The 12349-nt window shown below is 65.7% G+C and carries 15 protein-coding genes and 1 riboswitch; of the genes, 1 reads left to right on the top strand and 14 read right to left on the bottom strand.

Annotation, left to right across the window (positions count from 1 at the left end; translation table 11 throughout):
• Positions 1-280 precede the first annotated feature (280 nt).
• The 14 genes from E8E78_RS11175 to cobO form a co-directional block, all read right to left on the bottom strand.
• Complete coding sequence (locus E8E78_RS11175; RefSeq protein ID WP_049275742.1) at positions 281-832, bottom strand: glutathione peroxidase; 552 nt, start codon at positions 830-832, stop codon at positions 281-283.
• 46 nt (positions 833-878) lie between these two features.
• Entirely contained in the window at positions 879-1001 is a 123-nt protein-coding gene (locus tag E8E78_RS11170) for a hypothetical protein (RefSeq protein WP_258655568.1), read from the bottom strand.
• Positions 998-2191 (bottom strand): MFS transporter, encoded by a 1194-nt coding sequence (locus tag E8E78_RS11165; protein ID WP_162465328.1) that lies wholly within the window; start codon positions 2189-2191, stop codon positions 998-1000. The genes E8E78_RS11170 and E8E78_RS11165 overlap by 4 nt, the downstream gene beginning before the upstream one ends.
• A 73-nt stretch (positions 2192-2264) precedes the next feature.
• Positions 2265-2669, bottom strand: a complete 405-nt coding sequence (locus E8E78_RS11160; protein ID WP_016501092.1) for a MarR family winged helix-turn-helix transcriptional regulator — start codon at positions 2667-2669, stop codon at positions 2265-2267.
• Between the two features lie 258 nt (positions 2670-2927).
• The gene (locus E8E78_RS11155; protein ID WP_049275744.1) at positions 2928-3650 is read right to left on the bottom strand and encodes an adenosylcobinamide-GDP ribazoletransferase; all 723 of its coding nucleotides are present in this window, start codon (positions 3648-3650) and stop codon (positions 2928-2930) included.
• Position 3651: 1 nt separating this feature from the next.
• Entirely contained in the window at positions 3652-4218 is a 567-nt protein-coding gene (gene cobC, locus E8E78_RS11150) for an alpha-ribazole phosphatase family protein (RefSeq protein ID WP_197899555.1), read from the bottom strand.
• Positions 4215-5270, bottom strand: a complete 1056-nt coding sequence (gene cobT, locus E8E78_RS11145) for a nicotinate-nucleotide--dimethylbenzimidazole phosphoribosyltransferase (RefSeq protein ID WP_280312783.1) — start codon at positions 5268-5270, stop codon at positions 4215-4217. The genes cobC and cobT overlap by 4 nt, the downstream gene beginning before the upstream one ends.
• Complete coding sequence (gene cobU, locus E8E78_RS11140; protein ID WP_049275748.1) at positions 5267-5788, bottom strand: bifunctional adenosylcobinamide kinase/adenosylcobinamide-phosphate guanylyltransferase; 522 nt, start codon at positions 5786-5788, stop codon at positions 5267-5269. The genes cobT and cobU overlap by 4 nt, the downstream gene beginning before the upstream one ends.
• A gap of 1 nt (position 5789) precedes the next feature.
• A complete protein-coding gene (locus E8E78_RS11135; RefSeq protein ID WP_084967568.1) occupies positions 5790-7244 on the bottom strand; it encodes a cobyric acid synthase in 1455 nt (484 codons plus the stop codon).
• Entirely contained in the window at positions 7241-8233 is a 993-nt protein-coding gene (cobD, locus tag E8E78_RS11130) for a threonine-phosphate decarboxylase CobD (RefSeq protein ID WP_280312778.1), read from the bottom strand. The genes E8E78_RS11135 and cobD overlap by 4 nt, the downstream gene beginning before the upstream one ends.
• Positions 8226-9134, bottom strand: a complete 909-nt coding sequence (cbiB, locus tag E8E78_RS11125; RefSeq protein WP_156860047.1) for an adenosylcobinamide-phosphate synthase CbiB — start codon at positions 9132-9134, stop codon at positions 8226-8228. The genes cobD and cbiB overlap by 8 nt, the downstream gene beginning before the upstream one ends.
• Positions 9131-9781 carry a 5,6-dimethylbenzimidazole synthase gene (gene bluB, locus E8E78_RS11120; RefSeq protein ID WP_049275751.1) on the bottom strand — a complete coding sequence of 217 codons (651 nt, stop codon included), beginning with the start codon at positions 9779-9781 and terminating at the stop codon, positions 9131-9133. The genes cbiB and bluB overlap by 4 nt, the downstream gene beginning before the upstream one ends.
• Positions 9778-11073 carry a cobyrinate a,c-diamide synthase gene (locus E8E78_RS11115; RefSeq protein WP_049275753.1) on the bottom strand — a complete coding sequence of 432 codons (1296 nt, stop codon included), beginning with the start codon at positions 11071-11073 and terminating at the stop codon, positions 9778-9780. Before E8E78_RS11115 ends, bluB begins: the two co-directional genes overlap by 4 nt.
• The gene (cobO, locus tag E8E78_RS11110) at positions 11070-11681 is read right to left on the bottom strand and encodes a cob(I)yrinic acid a,c-diamide adenosyltransferase (RefSeq protein WP_041167845.1); all 612 of its coding nucleotides are present in this window, start codon (positions 11679-11681) and stop codon (positions 11070-11072) included. The genes E8E78_RS11115 and cobO overlap by 4 nt, the downstream gene beginning before the upstream one ends.
• Positions 11682-11800: 119 nt before the next feature.
• Positions 11801-12022, bottom strand: a riboswitch (cobalamin riboswitch).
• Positions 12023-12071: 49 nt separating this feature from the next.
• On the opposite strand from cobO, the gene E8E78_RS11105 reads away from it, so the two are divergent.
• Positions 12072-12349, top strand: a 278-nt coding sequence (locus E8E78_RS11105; protein ID WP_280312773.1) for a hypothetical protein, incomplete at its 3' end; no start/stop codon positions are given.

Below are 12349 nucleotides of genomic sequence, written 5' to 3'. Positions count from 1 at the left end.
CCCTTTTTGTCGTGGCAAAAAGGAACCAAAAACCGTCCGCTCCCATCATCCGGCCCCTACGCTGCGCTCCGGGGTCCCCTCGCTCCGGGCTTGCTCCCGGGAGGACCGCGCTGCAGGCCCCATCCTGGGGCCCAGCGCTTGACGGGCATCCATGCCCGTCACCTCCCTTCGCAAGCCCTGCGCTCGGCCTCCTGAAGTCGCAATCTGCGTCGCCTGAACTTCCGCGCGCTTAGAAGCCAAAGCAAGATCAAGATCAAGATCAAGATCAAGATCAGCCCGATTACTGCTGCGAAGCGATGGCCTTCTCGATGGCTGCGCGGAATTCCGGATCATCCGGTTTGGTGAGGCTGGAGAAGTCACCGATCACCTTGCCCTTGCGATCGACAACATACTTGTAGAAATTCCACTTCGGCGCACTGCTCTGGCTGGCCAACTCAGCAAACAGCGGTATCGCATCCTTGCCCCGCACGGCCTGCGTCTTGGTCATGGTGAAGGTTACGCCATAGTTGGCATAGCAAACGTTGGCAGTCTTCTCGCTGTCGGCATCTTCCTGCTTGAAGTCATTGGACGGCACACCAAGCATTTCCAGGCCTTGCTCGTGATACTCCTTGTACGTCGCCTCAAGCCCCTCGAACTGCGGTGCAAACCCACAATAGCTGGCCGTGTTGACCACCACCAAAGGCTTGCCGGCAAAGCGCTGGCACAGGTCGACCTGCCCCTTGCCACGCAATTCCGGCAGGCTGCCCTGCAATAACGCCGGGCAATCGGCAGCCCAGCTCGAAGCGCTGGCAAGCACGGCCAACAACGGCAATGTCAACCAATGAGCACGCATGATTCGTTTCTCCTGCTAGACAACCCTTGAGCTTGCAGGGTAGCGCCTAACAAACACTCATGCCCAGTTGCATCAATGCCATCCCACCCTTGTGCCATCCCCACCACGCCAGCGCCAGCAGCACCAGCGCGCCAAAGGCCAGCAACCCGCGGGCAAGGTAGCGGTTCATGCGGCCTGTGCCTGCAGGCGCGCAACCGGCCGTTCGCGCACGGGCCAGTTAAGGGCAGCGGCCAACAGACTGAGCAGGATGGAAATCTGCCAGACCAGGTCGTAGCTGCCGGTACGGTCATAGACCACCCCGCCCAACCAGCCACCGAGGAAGGCACCCAGCTGGTGGAACAGGAAGACGATACCGCCGAGCATGGACAGGTTACGCACCCCGAACAATGTAGCCACGGTGCCATTGGTCAACGGCACCGTGGACAACCACAACAGGCCCATGGCGATGCCGAACAGGTAGGCACTGAAAGCACTCACCGGCGCCCAGAGGAACAACACGATCACCACCGCACGCAGCAGGTACAGCCCGGTCAGCAGGCGCGGCTTGGACATGCGACCACCCAACCAGCCAGCCGTGAACGTACCCACGATATTGAACAGGCCGACTAGCGCCAGCACCGTAGTACCGGTGGTCGCGGCCAGGTGCTGGTCAACCAGGTAGGCCGGCAGATGCACGCCAATGAACACCACCTGGAAACCACACACGAAGAAACCCAGCGCCAGCAACCAGAAGCCGGAATGCGAGCACGCCTCGCGCAGCGCCTGGCCCAAGGTCTGTTCGGCGCCATGGCTGGGCAGCGGGCGGTCACGCAGCATGCCAACGAAGGGCACGATCAACGCCACCATCAGGCCCAGCACCAGCAACGCTGCGGACCACCCCAGCCACTGGATCAGGCCAAGGGTGCCCGGCAGCATGGCGAACTGGCCAAACGAACCGGCGGCGCTGGCAATGCCCATGGCCATGCTGCGCTTCTCTGCCGGCACCGCACGCCCGACCACGCCGAGGATGACCGAGAACGATGTGCCGGACAGGCCGATGCCGATCAGCAAACCGGCACTGAGCGACAACGACCAGGCAGAATCAGCCATGCCCATGAGGATCAAGCCGGCGGCGTAAAGAATACCGCCGATGATTACCACCCGCGCCGCCCCCATACGGTCGGCCAAGGCACCGGCGAACGGTTGCGCCAGCCCCCAGATCAGGTTTTGCAAGGCAATGGCAAAGGCGAACACCCCACGGCCCCAGCCAAAATCAGCGCTCATCGGCGCCAGAAACAGACCAAAGCCGTGCCGCACACCCAAAGACAACGCCAGAATCAAAGCCGCCCCTACCAATACCCACCCGCTGGTTCGCCACACCGAAGTCATTGTCGTTATCTCCAGCACATCGCAAGGTTTTTGCGGGTATATACCCGCTTATAGTCGTATCAATTCAAGCCAGTTGGTCCAGCAAACGCACCAGTTCATCCCGCTGCCCTGCGCCCAACCGCTCCACCAGCTCGATCTGGGCTTGTTCCCAGGCCGGGTGGGCAGCACGCAGCAGCTGCGTTCCGGCCTCGGTCAGCAGCACCACGCGGTTGCGCTGGTCGTCGCCATCAGCCAGGGCCACCAGCCCTTCAGCCTCCAGCACCCGCACGTTACGGCCCAGGGTACTGCGTTCCAGGCCCATGGCCTCGGCCAAGGTAGTGATACTGGGGCGATCGAGCCGCTGCAGGTGCCTTAGCAGGGAAAACTGCGCAACATTGACCCCGAAGCCGGCAAGGGCCTCGTCGTAATGCCGGCTCACCCCGCGGGCGGCACGACGCAGATGGGTACAGATGCATTCACTGGTCAGCATGGATACGTGTATATACCCGCATCATGAGTGTTGCAAGAGGTTTCACAATTGAAGGTTACCAGCCGCAAGGAAGCTGCGCGGTTCATGCCACCGGTGTTGCCGGTGTTCGCGGCTGAAGCCGCTCCCGCATTGACCGCCTCGGCTTCAAGCAATACGCCTTACCTGTGGGAGCTGGCTTGCCGGCGATGGGGCCAGAGCAGGCAGCACAAGACAGTCGCTCCAATAAAGCGCGTACATGCTTTCAGATTTTGAGCGTTATCACAGGCCGAGCGCCAACCCAAGCACGACGCCCAGTTCGAGCAGTTCAAGCAGCGCACCCGCTGTATCCCCGGTAGTGCCACCCAGACGTCGGCAAATGAGGTGCCGCAGCCAGGCAAACATGGCCAGCGCCAGCACTACCACCCAGCCGCCCAAGACCAGGCAGAACAGCCCACTGCCCAGCAGCACCCACCCGGCTGCACGCCGGGGCAAGTGCTCGGCCAACGCCTGGCCCAACCCGCCAGGCCGCACATAAGGGGTACAGAGGAACAGGCCCAACATCGCCGCGCGCCCAATCAAGGGAGCCAGCAGCAATTGCGCCCCTATGCCCTGCTCCACCAGCACCCACAAGGCGCAGAACTTCAGCAACAGCACCAGCACCAGGGTGACCACGGCAATCGGCCCGCTACGCGGGTCTTTCATGATCTGCAGGGTGCGCTCACGGTCGCCGAAACCACCCAACCAGGCATCGGCGCTGTCGGCCAGGCCATCCAGGTGCAGGGCGCCACTGAGCAATACCCACACCGTCAGCAGCAAAGCCGCATGCAACGGCGCTGGCGTCCCCTGCAGCAGAAGGCTGGCCAGCCACAGCAGCAGCCCGAACAACAGCCCGACCAGCGGATAGAACAACAGCGAACGCCCCAGCTCACGCGGCTCCGGCATGCCCGGCAGGCTCACGGGCAAGCTGCTGAGGAACTGCAAGGCAATCCAGAACGGCAGCATCTCAGTGTTCCTCGGCCAGTTGACCGTCGCCACCCATCACCAACCGCAGCAGCGCCCCATGCCCGACTTCAACCTGGAGTAACTGCTCCTTGGGCAAGCCTCGCGCCCGGGCCAGCAACAACCGCATCACACCGCCATGGGTGACCAGCAACACCCGCTTACCTGCGTGCTGGCGGCTCAAACGCTCGATAGCGTCCAGCACGCGCTCGGCGAATGCCTGCACCGCTTCGCCATTGGGCGGGGTGTAGGCGTACGGGTCCGCCCAGAAGCGCCCCAGCGCATCCGCCTGGTCTTCCATGATCTGCGCCGCGCTACGGCCTTCCCAGTCACCGAAATGCAGCTCTTGCAAACCTGGTTCACGCTGCACAGGCAAATCAAGCTGCCCACCCAGTTCATCGGCAAAACGCGCACAGCGCTGCAGCGGCGAACTGACCAGCACCTGCCACGGGCCGGCTTCGGCCACGGCGCTGCGCATCTGCGCCCAGCCCTTGTCGGTGAGGGCATCGTCCAGGCTGCCGCGCAGGCCGCCCTGCTCCGTTTCACCGTGGCGCAGCAGGTCGAGGATCATGCCGGGCGGTCCGCCACGGCGGCCTCGGCAAAGGTCGCCATCTGCCCGTGCAGCGCACAGGCCAGGCGCAACAGCGGCACGGCCAGCGCAGCACCACTGCCCTCGCCCAGCCGCAGGCCCAACGCCAACAGCGGTTCAGCCTGCAATGCATCCAGCAAAGCCTTGTGCCCAGGCTCCGCGCCCTGATGGGCAAACAGCAACCACGCCCGGCACTGCGGGTTGAGGCGCACCGCCAGCAGGGCGGCAACGCTACAAATGAAGCCGTCCACCAGCACGGCGATGCCCGCCTGCGCGCAGCCGATATAGGCCCCGGCCAAGGCCGCGATCTCGAAACCGCCGACACAACCCAGTGCCTGCCATGGGTCTGCGGCCTGCAGGCCATGCAGGCTCAGCGCCCGCTCGATGACCTCGGCCTTGTGCCGCACGCCAGCGTTGTCCAGGCCGGTGCCCGGGCCGCTCAGTTCAGCAGGCGGGCAGCCTAGCAGGACGCTGGCCAAGGCAGCGGCGGCCGTGGTGTTGCCAATACCCATCTCGCCGCCGATGAACAGCTGCGCGCCCTGTTCGGCGGCACGCAAGGCGCTGTCGCGGCCGGCTTGCAAGGCAGCGTGCAACTGCCCCTCGGTCATCGCTGGCTGACGGGCGAAGTTGGCCGTACCGGCCCCCAGGCGCAGGTGGCGTACGCCAGGCAGTTCCAGATGAGGGTCGATGGTACCCAGATCGACCACCTCAAGGCTGGCCTCCAGCTGGCGGGCCAACACGCTGATCGCCGCACCACCGCCGACGAAGTTGCGCAGCATCTGCCCGGTGACCGCCTGCGGATAGGCCGAGATACCCTCTTCGACCACACCGTGGTCACCGGCAAAAATGCTGATGGCAGCCTGGTCCAGGGTTGGCCGTTCACGCCCTTGCAGGCCCGCCAGCTGGATGGCCAGGCCCTCCAGCTGGCCGAGTGAACCGGCAGGTTTGGTCAGCTGTTGCTGACGGGCGCGGGCCTGGTCCATGGCGGCGTTGTCGAGGGATTGGCAGGCGTCGCGCCACCAGGCTTGAGTCATAGTGCAGCTCCTTTGAGCATTAAGGGCAGGCCGGCCACGGTCAGCACCACGCGCTGACAGCGCTCGGCCACGGCCTGGTGCAGCCAGCCAGCCAGGTCGACATAGCGTCGGGTCAGCTCGCCCATGGGCACGACGCCCAGGCCGGTTTCGTTGCTGACCAGAATGACGGTGCCAGGCAATTGTTCCAGGCAGGCCAGCAAGGCATCACGCTCTTCGGCCAGGCGCTGGTCGTCTTCGAGCATCAGCAGGTTGGTCAACCACAACGTCAGGCAGTCAACCAGCAGGCAGCGCCCCTCGGCCGCTTCGGCGCGCAGTACTGCCGCCAGGGCCAGCGGCTCTTCGATCAGCCCCCAGTCTGCGGGACGGCGCTGGCGATGCAGCGACACGCGTTCGTTCATTTCACCGTCCAGCGGCTGGCTGGTAGCGATGTAGGTCACTGGCAGGCCGCTGGCGCTGGCCAGCTGTTCGGCCAGGCGGCTCTTGCCGGAGCGGGCGCCACCGAGGATCAGGCTGCGCATGTCAGGCCACCCCGCACAGTTGGCGCAGGTGAGCGGTGTCCAGGTGCTTTTCCACCAGATCGGCCAGGCGCTCGATGTCGCGTTCGCGCAGGGCTTCGTAATCGATGCTCTGCACATCCTCCAGGCCAGCCCAGCGCAGCAGCGCAGCACACGACTGGCTGCCCTCGAACAGGCCGTGCAGGTAGGTGGCGAGGATCTGGCCATCGGCACTGACAGCGCCATCACAGCGGCCATCGGCCAACTGCACGGCGGGCTGCTCCAAGGCAGGGCCGGTGGTGACGCCAGCGTGAATTTCATAGCCGCCAACCGGTGCTGCTTCAAGGTTCAGCGTGCCGGCAACGTTGCGCAGTTGCTTCTCGGCTTCCAGCACCGTGGCGTAATCGAGCAGGCCCAGCCCCGGGCTTGAACCTGCAGCCCCTTCGAGACCCAGCGGGTCATGCACGTCGCGGCCAAGCATTTGCAGGCCACCGCAGATCCCGATCAGCTTGCCACCGTAGCGTAGGTGCCGCTCGATGGCCTTGTCCCAACCGCGCTCGCGCAACTGCGCCAGGTCACCGCGCACGCTCTTGGAACCCGGCAGGATGATCAGGTCGGCAGGCGGGATCGGCTGGCCCGGGCCAATGAACTGCAGGTCGACCTGCGGGTGCAGGCGCAACGGGTCGAAGTCGGTGTGGTTGCTGATGCGCGGCAGTACCGGGACGATCACCTTGAGCACGCGCTCGGTCTTGGCGCCTTGGCGCACATCGATGCCGTCTTCGGCTTCCAGGTGCAGGTCGGTGACGTAAGGCAGCACCCCCAGCACTGGCTTGCCGGTGCGTTGCTCCAGCCAGTCGAGCCCCGGCTGCAACAAGGCGATATCACCACGGAAGCGGTTGATGACAAAGCCTTTGACCCGCGCCTGCTCACTGGGCGACAGCAACTCCAGCGTGCCCACCAGGTGCGCGAACACACCGCCGCGGTTGATGTCGGCGACCAGGATCACCGGGCAGTCCACCGCTTCGGCAAACCCCATGTTGGCGATGTCGCCGGCACGCAGGTTGATCTCCGCCGGCGACCCCGCGCCTTCGACCATGACCACCGGCCAGGCGGCACTCAGGCGCTGGTGCGAAGCCAGCACCGCCTGCATGGCGATGGCCTTGTAGTCATGGTAAGCCACCGCGTTCATGCTGGTGACCGCACGGCCGTGGATGATGACCTGGGCGCCGGTATCGCTGTTGGGTTTGAGCAACACGGGGTTCATGTCGGTGTGGGGTGCCAGCCGGCATGCCTGCGCTTGCACCGCCTGGGCGCGGCCAATTTCGCCGCCGTCGGCAGTCACCGCGCTGTTCAGCGCCATGTTCTGTGGTTTGAACGGCACCACGCCAACGCCCTGGCGCAACAGCCAGCGGCACAGGGCAGTTACCAGCGTGCTCTTGCCGGCGTCGGAGGTGGTGCCTTGCACCATGAGGGTGGTCATGCCGATTCCTTTTGATAGTCCGCCAGGGCCTGGGCCAGGCGCTGTTCGTCCGCCGCGCATTCGGGCAGCCCCAGGCGCACGGCCGGTGGGTGTTCGAACAAGCGCACCAGGATGCCGCGGCGGGCGAGAAAGCCATGCAACTGCACGGCGCGCTGACTGCGCACGTACTGGAACAGGTCACAGCCACCGCTGGGCGCAAGGCCGTTACTGGAAAGCAATGTGGCCAAGCGCTGGCTGGCGGCAGCGCAACGTTCTATCTGCATGCGCTGGGCAGGCTTGTCGGCCAGGCTGGCCTGGGCCAGCACCCGGGTTGGCCCGTTGACCGTCCACGGGCCAAGCAGCTCGGCCAGGCGCAGCAACAGGCTGCGCTCGGCGGCGACGAAGCCCAGGCGCACCCCGGCCAGGCCAAAGAACTTGCCGAACGAGCGCAGCACGATCAGCCCCGGGCGCTCGGCGCAATCGACCACGCCATCCGCCGGGGTGTTGTCCATGAACGCCTCATCGACCAACAGCCAGCCACCACGGGCAGCCAGGCGGGCATGCCAGCCCAGCAGGCGCTCACGCGGCACCCGCCGCCCGGTCGGGTTGTTGGGGTTAACCAGCACCAGTACATCGAGGCTGTCGAGTGCTGCCTCGACCTGCGCCTCATCCAGCTCAACCAGTTGATGCCCCGCCCGTTGCCAGGCGTACGGGTGTTCGGCATAACACGGCGTCAACACCCCTACCCGGCCAGCCGCACGCAGCAGCGGCAACGCCTGGATCGCCGCCTGGGAGCCCGCCACCGGCAGCAACTGGCGGGCGCCGTAATACGCACGGGCAGCCTCTTCCAGGCCGTCCTCGGTCTCTGGCAGGCGGGCCCAGGCATCAGTGGGTATCGGCGGAATCGGGAATGGCCAGGGCGCGATGCCACTGGACAGGTCCAGCCACTGCTCGCGAGGGATACCGTAATGCTGCACCGCACGCAGCAGGCGGCCACCGTGTTCAAGCATTGACGTAAGCCCCCAGGGAGATCAACAACAGCCACAGCCACACGCCGCGCTGCACCAGGCTCCAGCCACGCTCGATGGCATCGGCGTCAGCCATCGGCCCATCACCCAAACGTGGCCGCTCATGCAGTTCGCCGTGGTAAACCGCCGGGCCGCCCAGCTCTACCCCCAGCGCACCAGCACCGGCGGCCATCACAGGCCCGGCGTTGGGGCTGTCCCACAACGGGCCCTGCTTGCGCCAGCAGGCCAGAGCCAGGCGGGTCTTGCCCAGCAGTGCGTAGGTGAGCGCCACAAGCCTTGCGGGAATATAGTTGAGCACGTCATCAATGCGCGCCGCGCACCAGCCGAAGCGCTCGAAGCGCTCGTTGCGATACCCCCACATGGCATCCAGGGTGTTGCTCAGGCGGTACAACACCACGCCCGGCGCACCGGCCACCACAAACCAGAACAGCGCGGCGAACACCGCGTCACTGCCGTTTTCCAGCACCGACTCGGTGGCGGCCCGGGCCACGGCGGGCTCGTCCAGCTCGCGGGTTTCGCGGCTGACCAGGTAGCCGACGCGGCGCCGCGCTTCTTCCAGGTCGCCCTGGCGCAAGGCGTTGGCCACCGGCAGCACATGTTCACCCAAGCTGCGCAGGCCCAGGGCGCAGTACAGCGCCAGCACATCCACCAGCCAGCCAATATAGGGCAGCCAGGACAGGATCAGCGCCACCAGGGTGAGCGGCACCACTGCCAGAAACCACGCACTGACGCCGTGGCTACGCCAGCCGCGGCCACCTGCATTCAGGCGGCGCTCGAGGTTACCGGCCATATTGCCGAAGGCCACCAGCGGGTGGCGCCGCTGCGGTTCGCCCAGCAAGGCATCCAGGGCCACCCCGGCCATGGTCAGCAAGGCCACGCTCATTGGCGCTCTCCCCATTGGTTTTCGTACAGCAGCTCGCTCAAGGGCCGTTCTTCGGCCCAGTTTTCCAGCACCAGCATGGGGGCCGGGTAAAATTCGGTCACTGGCCCCAGGCACAACACCGCCACCGGCTTGGCTCCATCAGGCATGCCCAGCAGTGCCGCCAGCGCCAGGGGGTCGAACAGCGACACCCAGCCCATGCCCAGCCCTTCGCCACGGGCCGCCAGCCACAGGTTCTGGATAGCGCAGGCCAGCGAGGCCAGGTCCATCTCCGGCAGGGTGCGACGGCCGAAGATGTACGGCTCGCGGTTGTCCATCAAGGCCGCTACCAGCAACTCGGCACAGTCGTTGATGCCTTCTACCTTAAGCTTCATGAAGTCATCCGACCGCTCGCCCAATGCTTCGGCGGTGCGCAGCCGCTCCGCCTCCACCAGGGCCTGGATGCGGGTGCGCAAGTCACGCTGGGTAATGCGGATGAACCGCCAGGGCTGCATCAGGCCGACGCTCGGTGCCTGGTGCGCGGCCGCCAGCAGCCGACCAAGCAGCTCCGGCGCCACCTGGCCACCGGCGAAATGGCGCATGTCACGGCGCTCGCCGATGGCGCGATAGATCGCGGCGCGTTCGGCGTCGCTGTAAGCGTGTTCGCTCATGGTCGCAACAGCGCCGCCGCCGCATAGGGGTTTGAGGGGAAGTAGAAGTGCACGTAGGAGGCCGTCAACCGGCCCAGGCGATACACCGCTTCGTTGCCACGCCCACCGTTGGGGCTGAGGCCCCGGGCAATCGGGTCCAGCGCCGTGCTGGTCAGCGAGTGGTGATAGGTGTGACCGCGCAGGGTACCTTCCGGCAGCTCCACCGCCTGCAAGGCCAAGGCCGCCAGGCGCTTCTGCATGGTCGCCTCGCCGGGCAGCAGGCCGAGCAGTTCGGCACGCTCACCGGCTACGTCAGTCAGGGCATCGAGCAGGTATAGCATGCCGCCACATTCAGCCAGCAACGGCTTGCCCTGGGCATGATGGGCACGAATTGCCTCGCTCATCGGCGCATTGGCGGCCAGGGCGTGGTGATGCAGCTCGGGATAACCACCCGGAAGGTACAGGCTGTCCACAACCGGCAGTTCACGGTCATGCAGCGGCGAGAAGAATTCCAGCTGTGCACCCAGGTTGCGCAGCAGTTCCAGGTTGGCGCCATAGGTGAAGGCGAACGCCTCGTCCCGCGCCACACCAATGCGCACGCCAGCCAGCGAGGCAGCGCACGCTTGCGGTTCGGGTTCGGCAAAAGTCACCGGCGGTGGCAAGGTTGCGTCGCAGCTGGCGCCGAGCGCCTCGGCTGCGGCGTCCAGGCGGGCATCCAGGTCGTTCAGCTCGCTGGCCTGCACCAGCCCAAGGTGGCGGCTGGGCAGCTCGATGCCCCGCTCGCGGGACAAGCCGCCATACCAGCGCAGCCCTTCGGTCAGGCTGCCTTCGAGCAGTTGCGCGTGGCGCAGGCTGCCCACCCGGTTGGCCAGTACGCCGGCGAACGGCAGGTCGGCCTGGTAACGCGCCAGGCCCAGGGCCAGGGCGCCGAAGGTCTGGGCCATGGCCGTGCCGTCGATCACCGCAAGCACCGGCACGCCGAAGTGGCGCGCCAGGTCGGCGCTGGACGGGGTGCCATCAAACAGCCCCATCACCCCTTCGATCAAGATCAGGTCGGCCTCGCCGGCCGCTTCCCACAGCAGGCGGCGGCTTTCCTCGGCACCGATCATCCATAAATCCAGCTGGTACACCGGCGCGCCACTGGCCCGCTCGAGAATCATCGGGTCCAGAAAATCGGGCCCACACTTGAACACCCGCACCTTGCGCCCGAGGTTGCGGTGCAGGCGGGCCAGGGCAGCAGTGACAGTGGTCTTGCCCTGGCCAGAGGCCGGTGCCGCAATCAACACGGCGGGGCAGTGGCGCGATTGACTCACAGTTCGACGCCCTTCTGTGCGCGGATACCGGCCTGGAAGGCGTGCTTGAGCATACCCATCTCGGTCACGGTATCAGCCAGTTCGATCATCTCCGGCTTTGCAGCGCGGCCAGTGACGATCACGTGCTGCATGGGCGGACGGGACTGGATGTCGGACAGTACCTGGTCCAGGTCGAGGTAGCCGTGCTTGAGGGCGATATTCAGCTCATCCAGCACCACAAACTGCACACTTGGGTCCTGCAGCAACTGGCGCGACACCGCCCAGGCGGCTTCGGCGGCGGCGATGTCACGCTGGCGGTCCTGGGTTTCCCAGGTAAAGCCTTCGCCCATCACGTGGTAGCGTACCTGCTCGGGGAAGCGGCGGAAAAACAGCTCTTCGCCGGTGCTGTTGCGGCCCTTGATGAACTGCACCACACCGCACTGCATGCCATGGCCCAGGGCGCGCGCGAGCATGCCGAAGGCCGAGCTGCTCTTGCCCTTGCCATTGCCGGTCAGCACCAGCAGCAGGCCGCATTCGTTGGGGGAATTGGCGATGCGTTCATCGATGACCGCCTTCTTGCGCTGCATGCGCGCCAGGTGGCGTTCGTCGCGTTCGGTGGGTTCGCTCATCAAGGGTTCTCCGCAGGCTGGCACCACGGCAAGGCGTGGCGACAGGTAATAGGCAGGCAGACGGAGAACGCGCAGGGCCATGGCAGGGCGCCACGGTGCACCGCGCATCACCCTCCGTGATGCCGTTGGCAGTTCCAGGCCGGTCTCCGGGCTTGTGAGCGGGCCTTGGCCCAGGCCTGCGCGCCTTCCCGGATGCTGGCATCCAGTGGCCCTGCGCGGCCTTCTACTCACCTACCGTTGCGGGGGCAGCGCCGGAATCGCGCCATGCTGGCGCCCACCGGCTTCCCAGTTTCACCCTGCCCAGTGGGGGCTGGCAGGGCACCTGAAACACGCGCGAAGGTTAGAGGGTTGCACCCTGAGCGTCAATCGAAGCGGGTGTTGCCGCGACGTATGCGCTTGATCTTGCTCCGGCTGTTGATCTGGCTGTTGATCCTGCTCTTGATCCTGCTCTTGATCCTGCTCTTGATCCTGCTCTTGATCCTGCTTTTGATCTTGCTTTTGATCTGGCTCTTGATCTTGCTTTTGATCTTCGCGACTTCAGGAGGCCGAACGCAGGCCTTGCGGAGGGAGGTGACGGGCATGGATGCCCGTCAAGCGCTGGGCCCCAGGATGGGGCCTGCAGCGCGGTCCTCCCGGGAGCGAGGCCGGAGTGAGGGAACCCCGGAGCG

This window comes from Pseudomonas sp. BN505, assembly GCF_029873175.1.
Lineage (GTDB): Bacteria > Pseudomonadota > Gammaproteobacteria > Pseudomonadales > Pseudomonadaceae > Aquipseudomonas > Aquipseudomonas putida.
Note: the sequence above shows the minus strand (reverse complement) of the source record. Positions and strands in the feature narration are given on the sequence as shown.